The 18,315-nt window shown below is 40.4% G+C and carries 20 protein-coding genes, 2 rRNA genes, 1 pseudogene and 1 riboswitch; of the genes and pseudogenes, 20 read left to right on the top strand and 3 right to left on the bottom strand.

What is annotated here, in order from left to right:
• The first annotated feature begins 2 nt into the window (after positions 1-2).
• From rrf (H5180_RS17925) to ung, 13 genes are all read left to right on the top strand, one after another.
• Positions 3-117, top strand: a 5S ribosomal RNA gene (gene rrf, locus H5180_RS17925).
• 62 nt (positions 118-179) lie between these two features.
• Positions 180-294 (top strand): 5S ribosomal RNA (rrf, locus tag H5180_RS17930).
• A gap of 216 nt (positions 295-510) precedes the next feature.
• Complete coding sequence (locus tag H5180_RS17935; protein WP_145242894.1) at positions 511-939, top strand: FKBP-type peptidyl-prolyl cis-trans isomerase; 429 nt, start codon at positions 511-513, stop codon at positions 937-939.
• Between the two features lie 48 nt (positions 940-987).
• On the top strand, positions 988-1,602 hold the full coding sequence (locus H5180_RS17940; protein WP_182758765.1) for a histidine phosphatase family protein: 615 nt from the start codon (positions 988-990) through the stop codon (positions 1,600-1,602).
• Between the two features lie 40 nt (positions 1,603-1,642).
• A riboswitch (cobalamin riboswitch) is annotated at positions 1,643-1,768 on the top strand.
• 85 nt (positions 1,769-1,853) lie between these two features.
• Positions 1,854-2,690, top strand: a complete 837-nt coding sequence (locus H5180_RS17945) for an ABC transporter ATP-binding protein (RefSeq protein ID WP_220493145.1) — start codon at positions 1,854-1,856, stop codon at positions 2,688-2,690.
• Positions 2,677-3,672, top strand: coding sequence for an iron ABC transporter permease (locus H5180_RS17950; protein WP_182758766.1), 996 nt, complete (start codon positions 2,677-2,679; stop codon positions 3,670-3,672). Before H5180_RS17945 ends, H5180_RS17950 begins: the two co-directional genes overlap by 14 nt.
• Before the next feature lie 4 nt (positions 3,673-3,676).
• Positions 3,677-4,741: a nicotinate-nucleotide--dimethylbenzimidazole phosphoribosyltransferase gene (cobT, locus tag H5180_RS17955; RefSeq protein WP_182758767.1), complete on the top strand. Its 1,065-nt coding sequence runs from the start codon at positions 3,677-3,679 to the stop codon at positions 4,739-4,741.
• A complete protein-coding gene (locus H5180_RS17960) occupies positions 4,741-5,538 on the top strand; it encodes an adenosylcobinamide-GDP ribazoletransferase (RefSeq protein ID WP_149983398.1) in 798 nt (265 codons plus the stop codon). The genes cobT and H5180_RS17960 overlap by 1 nt, the downstream gene beginning before the upstream one ends.
• Entirely contained in the window at positions 5,535-6,062 is a 528-nt protein-coding gene (cobU, locus tag H5180_RS17965; RefSeq protein ID WP_145242903.1) for a bifunctional adenosylcobinamide kinase/adenosylcobinamide-phosphate guanylyltransferase, read from the top strand. Before H5180_RS17960 ends, cobU begins: the two co-directional genes overlap by 4 nt.
• Positions 6,062-7,564 carry a cobyric acid synthase gene (locus tag H5180_RS17970; RefSeq protein WP_182758786.1) on the top strand — a complete coding sequence of 501 codons (1,503 nt, stop codon included), beginning with the start codon at positions 6,062-6,064 and terminating at the stop codon, positions 7,562-7,564. Before cobU ends, H5180_RS17970 begins: the two co-directional genes overlap by 1 nt.
• On the top strand, positions 7,548-8,147 hold the full coding sequence (gene cobO, locus H5180_RS17975; RefSeq protein WP_145242905.1) for a cob(I)yrinic acid a,c-diamide adenosyltransferase: 600 nt from the start codon (positions 7,548-7,550) through the stop codon (positions 8,145-8,147). The genes H5180_RS17970 and cobO overlap by 17 nt, the downstream gene beginning before the upstream one ends.
• A complete protein-coding gene (locus tag H5180_RS17980; RefSeq protein ID WP_145242907.1) occupies positions 8,147-9,004 on the top strand; it encodes a cobalamin-binding protein in 858 nt (285 codons plus the stop codon). Before cobO ends, H5180_RS17980 begins: the two co-directional genes overlap by 1 nt.
• A complete protein-coding gene (ung, locus tag H5180_RS17985; RefSeq protein ID WP_145242908.1) occupies positions 9,001-9,663 on the top strand; it encodes a uracil-DNA glycosylase in 663 nt (220 codons plus the stop codon). Before H5180_RS17980 ends, ung begins: the two co-directional genes overlap by 4 nt.
• A 109-nt stretch (positions 9,664-9,772) precedes the next feature.
• On the opposite strand, the gene H5180_RS17990 is transcribed toward ung, so the two are convergent.
• Positions 9,773-9,961 carry a DUF3545 family protein gene (locus H5180_RS17990; protein ID WP_145242910.1) on the bottom strand — a complete coding sequence of 63 codons (189 nt, stop codon included), beginning with the start codon at positions 9,959-9,961 and terminating at the stop codon, positions 9,773-9,775.
• 177 nt (positions 9,962-10,138) lie between these two features.
• Complete coding sequence (tal, locus tag H5180_RS17995; protein ID WP_145242912.1) at positions 10,139-11,089, bottom strand: transaldolase; 951 nt, start codon at positions 11,087-11,089, stop codon at positions 10,139-10,141.
• 250 nt (positions 11,090-11,339) lie between these two features.
• On the opposite strand from tal, the gene yaaA reads away from it, so the two are divergent.
• The 7 genes and pseudogenes from yaaA (at position 11,340) to H5180_RS18030 (ending at position 17,529) form a co-directional block, all read left to right on the top strand.
• The gene (yaaA, locus tag H5180_RS18000; protein ID WP_145242914.1) at positions 11,340-12,119 is read left to right on the top strand and encodes a peroxide stress protein YaaA; all 780 of its coding nucleotides are present in this window, start codon (positions 11,340-11,342) and stop codon (positions 12,117-12,119) included.
• Between the two features lie 100 nt (positions 12,120-12,219).
• Positions 12,220-13,134, top strand: coding sequence for a mechanosensitive ion channel family protein (locus H5180_RS18005; protein ID WP_145242916.1), 915 nt, complete (start codon positions 12,220-12,222; stop codon positions 13,132-13,134).
• A gap of 189 nt (positions 13,135-13,323) precedes the next feature.
• A complete protein-coding gene (locus H5180_RS18010; protein ID WP_182758768.1) occupies positions 13,324-13,803 on the top strand; it encodes a DUF2059 domain-containing protein in 480 nt (159 codons plus the stop codon).
• A gap of 109 nt (positions 13,804-13,912) precedes the next feature.
• The gene (locus H5180_RS18015) at positions 13,913-14,107 is read left to right on the top strand and encodes a DUF1289 domain-containing protein (RefSeq protein WP_145242920.1); all 195 of its coding nucleotides are present in this window, start codon (positions 13,913-13,915) and stop codon (positions 14,105-14,107) included.
• 303 nt (positions 14,108-14,410) lie between these two features.
• Positions 14,411-16,420: pseudogene (locus H5180_RS18020) on the top strand (alpha-amylase family protein).
• Between the two features lie 423 nt (positions 16,421-16,843).
• Positions 16,844-17,236: a hypothetical protein gene (locus H5180_RS18025; RefSeq protein ID WP_182731847.1), complete on the top strand. Its 393-nt coding sequence runs from the start codon at positions 16,844-16,846 to the stop codon at positions 17,234-17,236.
• 101 nt (positions 17,237-17,337) lie between these two features.
• Positions 17,338-17,529, top strand: a complete 192-nt coding sequence (locus H5180_RS18030) for a hypothetical protein (RefSeq protein WP_145237732.1) — start codon at positions 17,338-17,340, stop codon at positions 17,527-17,529.
• A gap of 241 nt (positions 17,530-17,770) precedes the next feature.
• Here H5180_RS18030 and H5180_RS18035 read toward each other — a convergent pair whose 3' ends face one another.
• Entirely contained in the window at positions 17,771-18,100 is a 330-nt protein-coding gene (locus H5180_RS18035; RefSeq protein WP_145237728.1) for a BON domain-containing protein, read from the bottom strand.
• Positions 18,101-18,315 lie beyond the last annotated feature (215 nt).

Consider the following 18,315-nt stretch of genomic DNA (forward strand, 5'->3'; position numbering starts at 1 on the left):
TGCTTGGTAACAATAGCGTTTTGGACCCACCTGACCCCATGCCGAACTCAGTAGTGAAACGAAACAGCGCCGATGATAGTGTAGCATTTGCTATGTGAAAGTAGGACATTGCCAGGCTCCAAATTTAGTCGAAGGACTTAAAACTTAATAATTAAAATAAGAAAATTGAAAAGAATTTTCTTGGTAACAATAGCGTTTTGGACCCACCTGACCCCATGCCGAACTCAGTAGTGAAACGAAACAGCGCCGATGATAGTGTAGCATTTGCTATGTGAAAGTAGGACATTGCCAGGATCTAATTAAAGAAAGCCCGACTAGAAATAGTCGGGCTTTTTTACGTTTGCAGGAAAGTGATTTAGCAGTGAGATTATGCTGGCGGGCAAAGACAGCGCCAATCATTAAGATCATTTTATTGTTTTGAAAAACTCGCAAACTCACTATAAAACTTGCGTTTAGGCCTCTACCTATGCGATAAGATTATTATATTTATCATACAAATAGTGGGGCTTCATGGCACGTAAAAAAACAACTAAATCAAAAGGTTCATCAGGACTCAATCGTAAAAACAGTGAAAGCTTCATAGTTAAATTTAGTAATCATGCTGATACTCAACTGTGTGCTTCTGGTTTGATGTATAAAGTAATAGATGAGATCTCTGGTGTGCGAGTAACTGACACAGATACCGTGGTCATCAATCAGCGTATTATGCTTGCTGATGGCAGCGTAATAGCTGATAGTTATAAAGCTGGAATGCCTGAAGTATTTACCTTAGATGAGGCAATCGAAGGATTACGAGAAGGTATTTTATTGATGTCGGTTGGTTCTCGCTATGAATTTGTAATTCCTGCAGAGCTGGCGTGGGGACGCAAGGGGAATGGTGGAAAAATAGGAGCTAATGCCGTTCTACATTTTGATGTGCGCTTAATCCGTTTAGGATGACCATTATGCTATTGTTAAAAGTACTTTTCTTTAATGTAAGAGGGTTTTATGCCGCCATTTTCTAGTCGCGTTTATTTATTACGCCATGGCGAATTGATTGAGCAAGGAGTCTTGGCCGGACAGACAGATTTTTTACTCAGTGAACTTGGCCGTGCGCAATTACATCAAGCGTGCAATGAGCTAACTAATATTGAGCTTGTACAAAGTTCGACTTTGAAACGTTGTAGCGAATTTGCCAGATCTTTTAGCCATGCCCAGCAAATACCACTTTTTCTGACCGATCAGCTCCGAGAGTTTAATTTTGGTGATTGGGATGGCTGTAAATATGATGATTTGTGGCAACAGACGGATCCTCCTAGTCTTGGCGATTTTTGGCAAAGCCCTTGGCAAGTAACTCCTCCTCATGGCGAAAGTATGAGAGATTTTTATCAGCGAATAGCAACGTGGTGGCAAACGTTACTAATTGATATTGCAAGTAATCACACTCAAGCACAATTAGTTTTAACGCATGCCGGAGTGATCAAGCAACTATTAGGTATTATTTGTCAGTTACCAAAAGAGTCGAATCAGCAAAACATATTTTCAATCGGTTATGGGAAGCTTATTTGTATTGATATTTACATAGATGATAGCGATAAAGCATGGCCCAGAATTGTGTTTTAAAAGACTATTTTTAGCCGTCTAGAAAGATATTAATTGAAATATTTACTCACCCGCCCATAATAGAGCCTTATGTATTTTGGAATGGGGTGTAACTCCTCAACTGTTCCCGCAACTGTAAGTCGCAAGCGCGATAAGTCAGATACAAAATACGTTAATTTATTACCTATTGAGCGGGCTAACTCTTCTATTATCACCATGATCATAATGGTTTGTAGTGTATTGGGTTTAGCTATTGCTAGAGAGATAACACATTGCAAATACCAGCAGTAATTGATCCCCCTTTACTTGAAGTAGCTAATTTATCGTGGTCGGTGGCAAATACCGCCATTTTGCACGATATTAATTTTGCAATAAAACCAGGCCAGTTTATCGGTTTGTTAGGGCCTAATGGCGCAGGTAAATCAAGTTTATTGCGTTGTTTATACCGTTACACTAAACCAGTGTGCGGTGAGGTTATATTTGCAGGGAAAAATATTTGGCAGCTAAGTGCGGATGAATATGCCAAGCAGGTTGCTGTGGTGCTGCAAGAAACACCTTCGCAATTTAATCTATCGCTTTATGATGTAGTGAGTCTTGGCCTTACGCCGCATAAAAGCTTATTTAGTTCGACAACTAAAAATGATCAACAAATTATTTTTCAGGCGATTGAGCAAGTTGGCTTGAGCCATCATTTACAGCAATCGTTTGATTCCCTTTCCGGTGGCGAGAAGCAACGCGCATTGATAGCACGTTCAATTGTACAAAGCCCTCAATTATTAATTATGGACGAGCCTACCAGCCACTTAGATATTAAATATCAAATTCAATTAATGGAGTTGGCTAAATCGCTAAATGTAACGGTATTAGCGTCGTTCCATGATCTTAATCTTGCAGCCAGTATGTGTGATGAACTACTGGTGATAAAGCAAGGTAAGTTAGTTGCAACGGGTAGCCCAGAATACGTCATCACGGAAGAAATGCTTAGCGAAGTATTTGGTGTCTGTGCCGAAGTCTCGGCGCATCCACAGAGTAAACAATTAAATAAGGTCATTCCGCGTATTACCTATTTTTACGGCTATCAAGGTGGTGGCGTTGATGCAAAAAAATAATTATTTTGCAGTCAGCGTGGCGCTATTTTTTGCCTTGTCGAGCATTTTTATAGCACTTAGCTTTGGTGCTGCGGCCAGTAAATTTATTGATGTATACCACAGTATTATAGGTCAGGGAGATGACTCCTTTATAGCGCGGATCATATGGCAACTGCGAATGCCACGAACATTGTTGGCGTTTTTAGCTGGCTCTGGTCTAGCTATTGCTGGTTTAATTTTACAAACCGTAACCCGTAACCCGTTAGCCGATCCTTACTTATTTGGTATTTCATCGGGAGCCTCATTTGGTGTGGTATGTTTTATGACACTAACAGGAGTCAGCGCGGGAATAACAATGTCGGCCGCGGCATTTTTTGGTAGTTTATTGACTATGTTATTACTGGTTTTTATTGCCGGACGAGCAGGTCGCGGACAGGTTGAAAGCATGCTCTTGGCTGGGGTCGCTTTATCCTTTTTATTCAGTGCCTTTACCAGCTTACTTTTGTATTTTAGTGATCCACAGGCGATCACGGCTATTTTATTTTGGACGCTAGGCAGCTTTGCTCGCGCACAATGGTCAACGTTATGGTTACCCGCTTTAGTTATTATTAGTTGCACCGGGCTGATGATGGGTTTTCGTCGGCAACTAAATGCAATGTTACTAGGTGATGAAAGTGCTGCAACTTTAGGAATACCGGTACAGCGGTTTCGGTTATTAATGTTGGTATTGAGCTCATTGATCACTGCAGTGTTAGTTGCGATGTGTGGTGGTATTGGTTTTGTTGGTTTGATGATCCCGCATATAGTACGGTTTTTTGTGTCGCAAGGCACTATTACTGGTTTGATCATGACGGCTTTAGTTGGCGGTATATTTATGGTGTGGGTTGATGTGCTATCGCGTGTTTTACTTGCAAATCAAGAATTGCCAATCGGTGTTATTACTTCTGCAATAGGCAGTATTTTCTTTTTATCGTTACTTTATTTTCGCAAGCGAGAGAGTTAGTCAGATGTTTAATATACCCACAGTAACTAATCAATTTGGTCACCTCATCATTGATAAGATTAACCAAAAAACTAAACCGCTTGGTGCACTTGGACAGTTAGAACAATGTGCAATACAACTGGTTACTTTGTTTAGCCAAAAAGTGGCAAGCGAAGATGCTTTTAAAACCTTTGCACCTGCAATCAATAAGCCTACTTTGCTGGTATTTGCAGGAGATCATGGTGTTGCTGCACAAGGGGTATCGATAGCGCCCAGTGATGTCACCTCACAAATGGTAGCTAATTTTGTCAGCGGTGGTGCCGCTATTAATGTCTTTTGCCAACAGTTAGGTTGGCAATTAGAAGTGATTGATTGTGGTATTTTGCATCCAGTCACAGCGCCAAGTGTCCATAATTGCCGTCTAGGAAGTATAACAAAGCCACTTAATACAGACATGGCAATGAATACCGCGCAGGTACAGCAAGGCTTTAATAATGCTAAACTGCTGGTGCAACAGCTCAGTCATAGTGGTTGTAATACAATTGCCTTTGGCGAAATGGGCATAGGTAATACCACCAGTGCAGCAGCGATTATGGCAGCTATGCTGAATTTACCTGCACAGCAGTGTGTTGGCAAAGGCACGGGTGTTAGTGATGATATTGTTACGCGTAAAATAACAGTTGTAGAGCAAGCGCTGGTATTGCATCAGTTACATTTAGCAGATCCTATTTCACTACTTGCAGCGTTAGGTGGCTTTGAAATTGTGCATATTACGGGAGCTATGTTGGCTGCGGCTGAGCAAGGCATGGCTGTAGTAGTTGATGGCTTTATTTGTAGTGCTGCGGCAATGGCCGCAATTAATATTAACCCAGCAGTGAAAGATTATTTAATTTTTGCACATTGCTCAAATGAGCAAGGCCATCGACTGATGTTAAACGCACTCGATGTTAAGCCACTGCTGCAACTTGATTTACGCTTGGGTGAAGGCACTGGCGCTGCGTTAAGTTTACCATTATTGCAAGCCGCACTTGGTTTTTATAATCAGATGGCTAGTTTTGCTGATGCTGGTGTTAAGCAGGTTGTCAGTTAATGCCTAACCCAGAGGCAAATAAAGTAACGCAATGGCAGTTACTGTTATTAGCAATTAGCTTTTTAACCCGGCTACCGGTGCAGTTGCGCTTTAATGTAAGCGGTGCTCATTTAAATCAAGCAAGTCGCTATTTTGCTTTAGTGGGTTTACTGCTTGGTGGATTATTAGCACTCAGCTACGGCGTTTTTCAATTACTGTTACCAGCATCAATAAGTGTATTACTAATGATGGCGGTCGGGTTGTTATTAACAGGCGCATTTCATGAAGATGGCTGGGCCGATGTATGGGATGGTTTTGGCGGTGGTTGGCAGGTGTCGCAAAAGCTTGCCATTATGAAAGATAGTCGTCTTGGTACTTATGGTGCAGCGGCATTATTTATTATGCTGCTGGTTAAATTTCAAAGCCTACTCTTTCTTAGTGAGTCATTGATTACTGTATTGAGTGCAATTGTTATCGGGCAATGTGTAAGCCGAGTTGTGGCAACCAGTTTAATTATGGGGATGGAGTATGTAAGTGAGGATGCGACTTCAAAAGTAAAGCCGCTTGCTATGCACCTATCGGTCACTAGTTTAGTTACGTTACTTGTAACCGCCGCTACTTTACTGGTTAGCTTGATTGCTGTTGGTGTATTGTTATGGCAAACCGTATTCATTCTTGTAGCAGTATTACTGATCCTAAGAGTCATTTTGATCCGCTGGTTTAAACAGCAGTTAGGTGGTTACACTGGCGATTGTTTAGGTGCGGCGCAGCAGCTAAGTGAAATTGCCATTTACTTAACTTTCGTGAGTGTATTATGAACGCTAACCACACATTTATTTTAGGCGGCGCACGCAGTGGAAAAAGCCGCTTTGCTGAACAGCTTGCACAGCAAAGCAATAAAAGCGTTATTTACCTCGCAACGGCGCAAGCCCACGATACTGAAATGCAAGATCGTATAGTCCATCATCAACAACAGCGCCCTGTAGATTGGCCGTTAGTTGAGGAGCCAATTGCATTGGCTGAGGCGTTACAAACACACAGCAGCAAAGATAACTGTATTTTAGTTGATTGCTTAACCTTATGGTTAAGTAACTGTTTATGTCACGCCACAAGTGATTGTTGGGATGAACAGAAATCAGCACTACTAAATACCCTTGAAAATTTACCGGGGCAAGTGATTTTTGTCAGTAACGAAGTTGGCCACGGTATTGTGCCTCTGGGCGAGCTAAGCCGCCGGTTTGTAGATGAATCAGGCTGGTTACATCAAGCCATTGCCGCAAAAGCTGCGCGAGTTGAATTTATAATGGCAGGTCTTGCCTTAACACTGAAAGGGCAGTCATGATGAAAACATTAATGGTACAAGGTACGACTTCTGATGCAGGGAAAAGTACTTTAGTTGCAGCATTGTGCCGGGTATTTGTTGAACGCGGGATCAAAGTTGCTCCATTCAAACCGCAAAATATGGCCTTAAACAGCGCTGTAACAGAAGATGGCGGCGAAATAGGTCGTGCGCAAGCACTTCAGGCGATTGCAGCTAAAGTGGTGCCACGGGTTGATTTTAACCCCATTTTACTCAAGCCCAATAGTGATACTGGCGCTCAAGTGATAATTCACGGTAAAGCCATTAGTAATATGGAAGCAGGTGCTTATCATGATTATAAAAAAGTCGCGATGGATGCGGTACTGGCTTCGCAACAGCGTTTAAGCGAAGAGTTTGAGCTACTGGTAGTTGAAGGTGCGGGCAGTCCGGCTGAAATTAATCTACGTGCGGGTGATATTGCTAATATGGGTTACGCCGAAGCGGTTGATTGCCCCGTGATCATTATTGCAGATATAGATAAAGGCGGTGTGTTTGCGCATTTGGTCGGTACTCTTGCGCTATTAAGCGAGTCAGAACAAGCCCGAGTAAAAGGCTTTGTGATCAACCGTTTTCGTGGCGATATAGGCTTATTGCAAGGTGGCCTTGATTGGCTTGAAGAGTACACCGGTAAACCAGTTTTAGGGGTGTTGCCGTATTTACATGATCTCGCCCTCGATGCTGAAGACGCGGTAGCGATAGATAATCAAGTAAGCCAAGCAAAAATAAAAATCGCAGTATTGCTACTTCCTCATATTAGTAACCACACTGATTTTGATGCGCTGCGTTTAAACCCGCAAATTGACATTAATTACATTCGCCATACTCAAGCAATTCCACACGTTGATCTGATCATCATTCCTGGCAGTAAAAATGTTATTAATGATTTAGCCTTTTTAAACAATGAAGGCTGGGGCGAGCAGATTCAGCGTCACTTGCGTTATGGCGGTAAGTTATTAGGTATTTGCGGAGGTTTGCAAATGCTCGGCACAGATATTTATGACCCTGAGGGTGTGGAATCAAGTAAAACACACTGTAAAGCTTTAGGGCTTGCTGATTTTGCCACTCACTTAGGGCAGCATAAAGTACTAACTCAAGCTGCTGGTGTGATCCATCTTGGCGGTCAACAAGCAAAAGTCGCAGGCTATGAAATACACGCTGGTTGCAGCGCTGGCCCAGCATTTAAAAAGCCTTTTTTACAATTTACTCAGCATCCACAGCATGTTAGGCAAGATGGCTTTATATCAGATGATGATTGTATAGCAGGTACTTACTTACATGGCTTATTTGATAGCAGTGCAGCTACGCAACTAATACTGGATTGGGTATTGCCAAATAGTGGTATTACCCAATTAATAGATATAGACACACATCGCGAGCAGCAATTAACGCGCTTAGCCACGATGTGTAAAGAACATTTAGATTTAGACAAAATAACGCAAATTTACCAAAACTGGGAAGGAGTTAATCATGAGCGACACGCATAACGACAAGCACCAACAACGCCAACAAAAAGTAAAAGATAAAGTTGATGAGCGTATAGCCGCAGCACAAACTGAGAAAGGTGTTTTTCAGGTGATCACCGGTAACGGTAAAGGTAAATCAACCTCAGGGTTTGGCACGGTAACACGTTGTGTAGGCCATGGCATGAAAGCTGCTGTGTGCCAGTTTATTAAAGGTACTTGGCCGTGTGGTGAGCGTAATGTATTGCAAGGCGCAGGGGTTGAATTTGCCATTATGAACACAGGTTTTACCTGGGAGACGCAAAATAAAGAATCAGATACCGCAGCGGCGCAAGCGACTTGGCAAGAAGCAAAACGTATGTTGGCTGACGAATCAATTAATTTAGTATTACTTGATGAAATTACTTATATGATCACCTACGGCTACATTGATTTAGACGAAGCACTCGAAGTGATCGCTAATCGTCCGCCAATGCAATCTTTAATTATTACTGGCCGTGGTGCGCATCGCAAGTTAACTGACTTAGCTGATACTGTTAGTGAAGTGCGCAATGTTAAGCATGCATTTGATGCTGGTGTTAAAGCGCAAATAGGATTTGATTATTAATGGCTACGCTTAGGCTTGTACTCGTTTTATCGCTGGCTCTGTGCTGCTTTAAGCTCGTGGCTGATCCTAACAAGCAGCAATTAAGAATTATCGCCTTGGCCCCGCATATTGTTGAAAACCTGTATACCATCGGCGCTGGTGAGCAAATCGTGGGAACCGTGGAATATGCTGATTTCCCTGCTGCGGCCAATGATATCCCACGTATCGGTGGTCACCAAGGTATTCAAATAGAAAAGCTACTGGCCCTCAAACCTGATTTAGTTTTAGCATGGAAAACGGGTAGCAAAGCTGAGGATTTAGCACGTATTAAAAGTTTTGGTATTGATATAATTTACAGTGACGCCAGTGAAGTAGATAAAGTACCCAATGAACTGCGCCGTTTAGGTGAGCTTACTGGACGTGAGCAATCAGCCGAGCAAGCCGCACTTGAATTTGAGCAAAAAATTGCTGTAATCAAAGCCAAGCAGCAAGGTAAAAGTAAGGTCGCGGTATTTTACCAGCTATGGGCAGAACCGATGATGACGGTGGGTAAAAATACCTGGATCAATCAGTTAATCGAAATTTGCCAAGGTCGTAATGTATTTGCTAGCAGCCGAACTGATTACCCTCTGATAAGTATTGAAAATGTGATCGTGGCAAAACCAGAGATAATTATATTGCCTAATGAGAAGTCACAAGCGCAGCAAACTGTGATTGATTGGACACAATGGCCCGAAGTACCCGCGGTAAAGCACCACCAGTTTATTAGCGTCAATGCTGATTTACTACACCGTTTTACCACGCGTATGTTGGATGGTCTTGCTGATATGTGTACTAAAATAGATGATTCACGCGTTGCAATTAAGGAGGCACAATGAGTGATTGGCAAGACTTTTTAAAAACCGAATGTGCAAAAACTTATATGCAGCAGACGTTGGATACAGTTGCTCAAAAGCGCAGCGAAGGTATTGCTGTATATCCGCCAGAGCAGTATGTATTTAGTGCATTTGATGCAACACCGTTAAGTAATATAAAAGTGGTTATTTTAGGACAAGATCCTTACCACGGCGAAGGACAAGCACATGGTTTGTGTTTTTCGGTATTACCAGAGGTTGGTAAACTTCCCCCCTCATTAAAAAATATCTATAAAGAGCTGGCTACAGATATCGATGGTTTTCGCGTGCCTACGCACGGTTATTTACAACGCTGGGCAGAGCAAGGGGTGTTTTTACTTAATACCGTACTGACTGTTGAGCAAGGCCAAGCCCATTCCCATAAACACTTAGGTTGGGAGCAGTTTACCGATAAGGTTATTGCCCATATTAATCAACACTGTGAAGGTGTGGTATTTATTTTATGGGGTGCTCACGCACAAAAGAAAGGTAAAGGCATTGATAGTACGCGTCACCATATTTTAAATGGCCCGCACCCATCGCCGTTGTCTGCGCATCGTGGCTTCTTTGGTTGCCAGCATTTTTCCGCAACCAATCAGTTATTAACACAGCAAGGGCAAACAGCGATCGATTGGCAAGTTTAGGAATTGTAGATGCTAGGTTATCCTGCGCAGAATATACGTTAACTGATATAAACAAAGGCCCTTACTTTATCGGTAAGGGCCTTTTAGTTGGTTAGTAGCTATTGCGAAATTAAAAATCTAATTCATCAATCGCAATATTGTCTGTAAAAAAGTCTAGTTCCTGTAGTTCTTTACGTAAACGTTGCTTGTCTTTTAAAGCTTCGATTTCGCGCCATTTTCTCTTTTTATTTTTTTGAGAGGTCTTTCTTGTTGTATCAGGACCTTCTAATATCTCTAAAATATCGTCTAGGCTATCCATGAACTTCTCCTATTGAATTTTTTGAACCTCGAAAATACCTATACCACAGGCCACACTAAAATAGAATAAAAAAGTGACATTTATGTTACAGGTAAGTGATAAATTAATGAATAGAGATTATTTTCAGGCATAAAAAAACGCCGCAAATGCGACGTTTAATTTAAACGATAAAAGCGATTACATTGCTTTAAAACGTGCTTCTAGTTGCTCTTGTGCATCAGCAAAAGAACGAATACCTTCAGCTAGTTTTTCTGTCGCCATGGCATCTTGATTATGTAACCAACGGAACTGAGCTTCAGTTAGTGGTGCCGGTTTAGGCTCTTTAGCAATATCACTTTCAAGTAAATACTCCTGTGCACCTTCAAGGTTGCCTAGCTCTTCTAAAAGGTTAGGACTGATGGTTAGTTTATCGCAACCAGTTAGTGCGATGATTTCACCGGTGTTACGGAAACTTGCGCCCATAACAACCGTTTTATAATCATGGCGCTTATAAAATTCAAAAATACTGCGTACTGATTGCACGCCTGGATCTTGTAATGGATCGGTTGGTTTTTCTAAGCCGTTAGCAACGTGCCAATCTAAAATACGGCCAACAAATGGTGAAATCAAAAATACGTTAGCATCTGCACAAGCACGGGCTTGAGCATCACTAAATAGCAGCGTTAAGTTACACTTAGTACCTTCTTTTTCAAGTTGCTCTGCGGCTTTAATACCTTCCCACGTTGAGGCAACTTTGATTAAGATTTTATCTTTGCTCACACCTTCTTTTTCATAAAGGCTTAGTAATGTGTGTGCTTTAGCAATTGTTGCTTGAGTATCAAATGATAAACGCGCATCAACTTCTGTTGAAATATAACCCGGCACAATGTCACTGATCTCTTTACCTAGTAATACAGCAAAGTAGTCACAGGCTAGTTCTAATTGTTTAGCAGCGTCTTGCTCGGTTTCTTTAGCATAACTCCACGCTTTATCTAAATACGGCTTATAGGCTTCAATTTCACTGGCTTTTAATAGCAATGAAGGGTTAGTTGTTGCATCTTCCGGTTGGTGTTTTTTAATCGCTTCAATATCACCAGTGTCGGCCACGATAGATGAATGTTGTTTGAGCCTTTGTAGAGCTGAAGTCATTTGCTTTCCTCATTCCAAGCAAGTTAAAAGAAAATCTACTGTAACTACCTTATACTGCAGCACTGTGACAGCGCTTAATAGGTCTTATGTCCGTATCAGTGAAGAACGAAGGTGCATAGCATAATTTGCTGTGCTAATAAGGTAGGTATCATACCAATCAATTCTAACTAATTGATATAAACAAAACGTGCTTTTCGTTTCATTTAATGTTGAAATTGACATTAAATAATTTCCAAGTCAATAGCTAACTATGATCACTGTTATTTCACCTGCAAAAAATTTAGATTTCGAGAGCCAAGCAAGCACTGATAAATTCACGCAACCTGAGTTACTTGAGCACAGCGAAGAGTTGATGACGGTGTGCCGCGAATTAACGCCGGCACAAATTGGCAGTTTAATGAAAATTAGCGATAAGCTTGCAGGCCTTAATGCTGCGCGCTTTAGTGAATGGTCGCAACCGTTTACTACCGACAACGCTAAACAAGCTGTGATGGCTTTTAATGGCGATGTATATGGTGGTTTAGATGCAAACAGCTTAACTGCCGGGCAACTTGATTACGCGCAAAGTCACCTACGTATTTTGTCAGGCCTTTACGGATTATTAAAACCACTTGATTTAATGCAAGCGTATCGCTTAGAAATGGGCACTAAGCTTGATAACAGCCGTGGTAAAAACCTCTATGAATTTTGGGGCAGTATTATTGCTGATAAACTAAATAGCGTACTCGCTGAGCAAGATAGCCAATATCTAGTAAATTTAGCATCAAACGAGTATTTTAAAGCGGTTGATAAAAAAGCCTTAAACGCGCAAATCATTACTCCACACTTTAAAGACTGTAAAAACGGCCAATATAAAATTATCAGCTTTTATGCAAAAAAAGCGCGCGGCTTGATGGCTCGCTACATTATTGAGAATCAAGTTACCCAGTTAAGCGATTTAAAAAAGTTTACTGTTGATGGTTACTACTACAGTAGCGAAGCGACCCAAAAAGAGCTGGAGCCAGTATTTCTAAGAGATGAACAAAACTAGTTATTAATCTGTTTAAAAGCCATGCAATGCATGGCTTTTTAGTTTTGGCGCTTATTTTGCAATAACCTGACACTATTTATAAAATAATCAAGGTTAAGCAATGCTAAAAATACCTTCTATCAGCGATGCCGAAAAACTTATTGAAGAAAAACTCGGTGGCTGGTTTGATGTCGTAATAAGTCATATACCTAATTTTATAGTGGCGGTGATCATCGCCATTGTTTTCTCAATTCTCGCGCGTTTTTTAGGTTCGATGATGCGCAATGTTTTACGCCGCTCGTTAGACTCCCAACAAATTGCAGACTTAATGGCATCGATATTCAAGATGATAGTACTGTGTGTTGGGTTATTTGTTGCCCTCGATTTTATAGGGCTAAAAGGCACTGTAACGTCATTACTGGCTGGTGCTGGGATTGTTGGTCTAGCAATTGGTTTTGCCTTTCAAGATATGACAGAGAACCTAATCGCTGGTATTGCTATGGGTATTCGCAAACCGTTTAAAACAGGCGATGTTATAAAAACCGATGATGTGTTTGGCAATGTGCGCTCAATAAATTTGCGCAACACGCTCATCGAAAACTTTTATGGGCAATTGATTTTAGTGCCTAACAAAATACTTTTTCGTAATGTATTACGTAATTACAGTACCTTAGGTGTACGCCGCATTGAAGTGCCGGTGGGCATTTCATATGGTGATGACCCAGAGCTGGCAGCTGAGGTGATAGTTAAAAAAATCAATGAATTTGATTTTGTAATTAAACAAGACGAAACCGCTGTTTATGCTGAAGGGTTTGGCGACAGTAGTGTCAACTTACTGGTGTGGTTTTGGATAAAATACCCCGGCGAGGCAGACTTTATGACCGTACGCCATAAAGCAATTGTGGCAGTCAAACAAGCGCTAAGTGACGCTGATATTAGTATTCCATTCCCAATTCGCACCCTTGATTTTGGTATTAAAGGCGGTGAAAAACTCGATGCGATGATCACTGAAAAGCGCCAGCACTCAGAACAATAAATGGTTCTAGGCTTATTATATCAACAGGTAATATTTACCTGTTGATAGTGCTAATTTACACAAATTTACAGCTGGTAATACAGTTGTTGATTTGCGCATATTTACCAGTATTAAGTTTTCTACTGATAGACAGCAACAATAAGAGTAAGATAAGTGCATGTTTATTTATCCCTGTATAAGGAAATTACAATGAAAAAACTCCTATCAATATGTGCGTTTTCACTATTAATATTAACCAACCTCAGTTATGCAGAAGAGCAAGCAACCAGTCCAGTTGAAAGAATGTTCTCAGTAATGGACATGGATAAGCAGATGACCGGTGGTTTTGAAGCTATGTTGCCGGTTATTGAGCAAATGGCGGCACAGTTAAAATTGGATGCAGCGGCGAAAGAAGAGCTGAAAAATATTTACCGAGATTGGTTTAAGTATGATTTTGATCAGCAAGCAATTTTAGCTGAATTGGTTGAAGTCTACTCAGAGAATTTCACTGACAAAGAAATCAATGAGTTAACCGCCTTTTATGAAACACCCACAGGGCAAAAATTTCTAGCTAAATCACCAGAATTGATGCAAATAGGTGCGCAGTTAGGTATGCAAGAAGGGCAGTTAAAACAAGGCCTACTGCTTGAAAGACTGCAACCATTTATGGCGAAGCATCAAAACAAGTAAAAGGCAGTGGTCATAGTTTAGTTATCGCTAGCCGATTATCTACTGCACTTATTAGACACGAGCTAAAACTAAGGCTAGTGTCTAATAAGTAAAGTCGAAGGTAAAATTAATGAATAACATTAAAGTGAGCAATGAAGAACCAAGTAGCCCATGTATTCGGCATTGTTGTTTGGATAAAAACGATACCTGTATCGGTTGCTTTAGAACCCTTGATGAAATTCTCGCGTGGCACAGTGCAAGCCCTGCACAAAAGCTGCAGGTTCTTAATGAATGCCAAAATCGCAAAAACGCGCAACATAAATAATCACTTTGTAGAGCAAACTGCAGTCTGAAAAAGCTAACCCCAAACTTCAAGATTTCGTAATAAAGATAAAACCGTATACTAGTTTTTACCGCTCTGTACTGCCCGTTAATAAACACTCCAACACACAAAGAATAAGTTAGCGATACACTCGTGCCACTGCATTTGGCTAAGCATCCATAATCGATGGTGTTTTTGAATTTTTGATTGCATACGTATTCAATTTCCATTTTGTGAGAACCTCTCCATTGTTAATTTTTTGTAAATTCAGAATGCCTATTACTTGACAACACAACGGAACACACAATGAAAATTAAAAAAATAGTAACCACTATTGGGCTAAGCATTGCCCTAAGTGCTACGTCGATTGCAAATGCAACACCAACAACATTCGTCCATCTATTTGAATGGAACTGGCAAGATGTAGCCCTCGAATGTGAACAATACCTAGGACCTAAAGGCTATGCAGCGGTACAGGTATCGCCGCCTAATGAACATATACAAGGCAGCCAATGGTGGACGCGTTATCAACCTGTCAGTTACCTATTGCAAAGCCGAGGCGGTAACCGCGAGCAGTTTATTGATATGGTTAATCGCTGTAATGCCGCTGGCGTTGATATTTATGTAGATACTTTAATCAATCATATGGCTGCAGGCAGTGGTACAGGTACCGCTGGTAATACCTATGGTAATAAATAATACCCAATTTATAGCCCACAAGACTTTCACACCAGTTGCACCATTAATGGCTCTGACTACGGCAACGATCGTTACCGAGTACAAAACTGTGAGTTAGTTGGACTAGCAGATTTAGATACCGCTGCAACGTATGTCCAAAACACATTAGCGGCTTACATTAATGAATTACAAGCCATTGGTGTTAAGGGGTTTCGGTTTGATGCCTCTAAACATGTTGCAGCCAGTGATATTCAAAGTTTAATGGCGAAAGTGAATGGCTCGCCAGTGGTCTTTCAAGAAGTAATTGATCAAGGTGGCGAGGCTGTTGGTGCCTCTGAGTATTTAGCGTCAGGTTTAGTTACGGAGTTTAAATACAGCACTGAACTTGGCAATACCTTTAGAAATGGCTCGCTCGCATGGTTAAGTAATTTTGGTGAAGGGTGGGGGTTTATGCCAAGTGCATCAGCTGTAGTATTTGTAGATAATCATGATAATCAACGCGGTCATGGTGGTGCCGGTAATGTAATTACCTTTGAAGATGGCCGCTTGTACGACTTAGCAAACGTATTTATGTTGGCTTACCCGTATGGTTATCCAAAAGTAATGTCTAGTTACGACTATCATGGTGACACAGATGCTGGTGGTCCAAGCGTACCTGTGCATAATAACGGTAATTTAGAATGCTTTGCGAGTAATTGGCAATGTGAGCATCGTTGGGCATACATTGCAGGTGGCGTAGATTTTAGAAATAATACGGCTGATAACTGGGCAACAACCAATTGGTGGGATAATACTAACAATCAAATAGCCTTTGGTAGAGGAAGTTCAGGTCATGTTGCCATTAATAAAGAAGGCTCAACACTCAATACTACCGTGCAAACAGATATGGCTCCAGGGCAATACTGTAACGTGCTAAAAGGAGCGCTGACTAATGATGCAACAAGTTGTACTGGTGAAGTTATTACTGTTAATGCAAATGGCACTATAAACTTAAATGTAGCCGCGTGGGATGCAATGGCTATTCATAAAAATGCCAAGTTAAACACTAACTCAACCCCTGATCCTCAGAGTGATTGGCAGCGAACTGTGATATTTATTAACGCACAAACGCAAACTGGCCAAGATATGTTTATTCGCGGCGGGATTGACCATGTTTATGCAAACACAAACCTTGGGCGTAACTGCCAAACAAGCAACTTTGAATGTGCTATGCCAATTCGCCATAATAATTTGCAAAGTGCCACTACCAGTCCTTGGAAAGCAAACGATAATTACCTAGATTGGTATGGTATTGAAACGGGCCAAAGTATTGAGGCGCAAGGGACCGCAACCGATTGGACAACTAATATTTGGCCAGCAACTTGGGGAGCAGAAAAAACCGTTGCTAATGATGGATTTGGTGTTACACCACTGAATATTTGGGGTGAACATTATTGGCTGCTTGATGTTGATATGGATTGCAGCAAAGCGGTTAATGGATGGTTTGAGGTAAAAGCGTTTATTAAAAATGGTCAGGGCTGGGAGGGCAATATCGCGCAAGCAAACCCCCCTTATGCTAGTACTAATCATGTTGCTCAATGCGGCAAAATTAATAAATTTGAGTTTAATAATTCAACGGTAGAAATACGCAATTTCTAATTTTATTACAGATAAATCCCAGCTAAACCATAAGTATGCGTTTAGCTGGGATTTGTAAGTCGCTATTATTGCCAAAATGAATTTTGAGCTTTATGGTCATTAGTAACTTTGCGTATCTGCAAATTAGATAAACAGTTATCTAATTACGATTTACTATTAATGCTTGATTAAGTGATTGAATGTAAATAAAGTTAGTTCTTTTTTGATGTTTGAATAGAAAGAGTAATTCTAAATACTCGTTAGCTTTTAAATAATGTATAAGTGCTATAAGTTGAGTGGTTTAATATAACTTACTTAGGCATTATTAAATTGTATACAATGAGTTAGTTAACTATGTCATTTGGGCTAGACAATCACTCCTCTACGTAGATTTGTTCGCTGTTGCGCGCGGCAATATATTTTAAAGGGAATTAAGGTATCTGGATGAAAGAAATCATGGTTTATGGAACAGTTATCCTTTGTTTCTTTTGTTATGGTCTTTGGCCTTTTATCGCATCAGCTTTACTGGTGTTTATTTCTGATGACCCAACTTTAGGTATTATCAGTTTAGTTATTTGGTCAATTGCTGTTACGATCCAAATAATTGCTATGTGGCAAATATTTAAAAGAAATTCAAAAGGATTACATTTGTTTTTCTCTGTAGTTTTTCTTTACGTATTTTTATATGCGGGTGATTCACTTATCGTTTCATTAGAAAGTAACGCTGTTTTTTCATTTTCAAATATTATAAATAAAGCTATATATCCATTGTTCGCTGCATGGGCTTTGTATTTTAGCGATGCCAAAGATTTCTTTATTAAACCAACTGAGAGTTAGTAATGAGTAAGTGTAATAATTGTAGTGCCAGTATTTCTTTTATGGCAGTTTTAAACACCATGAATCCCTTGAAAGTAAAGTGCTCAAATTGTAAGGAGCCAGTGCGAATTGATAAGGTTAGTGGCGGTATTGCAGCCCTAATTATTTCATCTATTGCAGTGACTATACTGGCGATGTTTTACGGTTCACCAAACTATTGGTTAAAAATAGTTCTGCCTGTAGTGGTAGCTGCCGAGATCGGATATTTTGGCCTCATTAAGTTTGGTATCGTTAAAATTAAAGCAGTTGAGTAAATCATAAAAATTCATCTGTAGATTAGTGTTTCTCACATTTGTGTTAAACGCATAAAATTGCCAATTAAACTCAGCAGTGAGTTTAATTGCACTAGCGATAACACAACAAAGCAGTTCTATTTCTATTAAATACCTTATTGTGCATTGCGGTGTGTTGGTGATGTTTTTATATGTTGAGCAAGCACAGTAATGCTTATCTTGTCTTTAAATAGTAGAGCCTTGCAAATCAATTTTTAATCTTCTATCTAGCTACTTTAACCTGCATTTTATTTTCAATAATTGCCACACCTTGGGTGTTTTCTAAAAACTTTTGTGCCAGTGCGCGTTCAAAGCCGGTTTCGGTTAGACCATAAATGGCTACTTTGTTGCCATCAACGTGTACTCGCAGTTGCGAGAGGTTTAGGTTTGGATTGCTACGCAGTTTATGAATTATAGTCTGTTGTAGTGTTGGTTGAGGAGAAACGCTGCTGATCATAATTGTACTAGTGGCTGCACTGACTTGCGTTGCGCAGGCGAGTAAAAATACACAGCAAAGTGATACCAATGATACAGTTAATTTGAAGCGGTCCATGATTTCCCTCATAACATCTATTGTATGTGTTTAGTGAATAGTAAGCTTACTGTTACAATATTTATTCCAACTTTAACGTATTGAAATTTAAGGGATGTTTTAAGTTTAGGTAATGTTTTTGGAATTTTTTACATTCAACTGAGTAAAAAGTACGGCGATTAGCTAACTAATTTAGATTTGTAGTTGCTGTTTAGCGCAGCTCAGCTATAGCGATG

Source organism: Pseudoalteromonas sp. SR41-4 (genome assembly GCF_014163985.1).
GTDB classification, from domain to species: Bacteria; Pseudomonadota; Gammaproteobacteria; order Enterobacterales; family Alteromonadaceae; genus Pseudoalteromonas; species Pseudoalteromonas rhizosphaerae.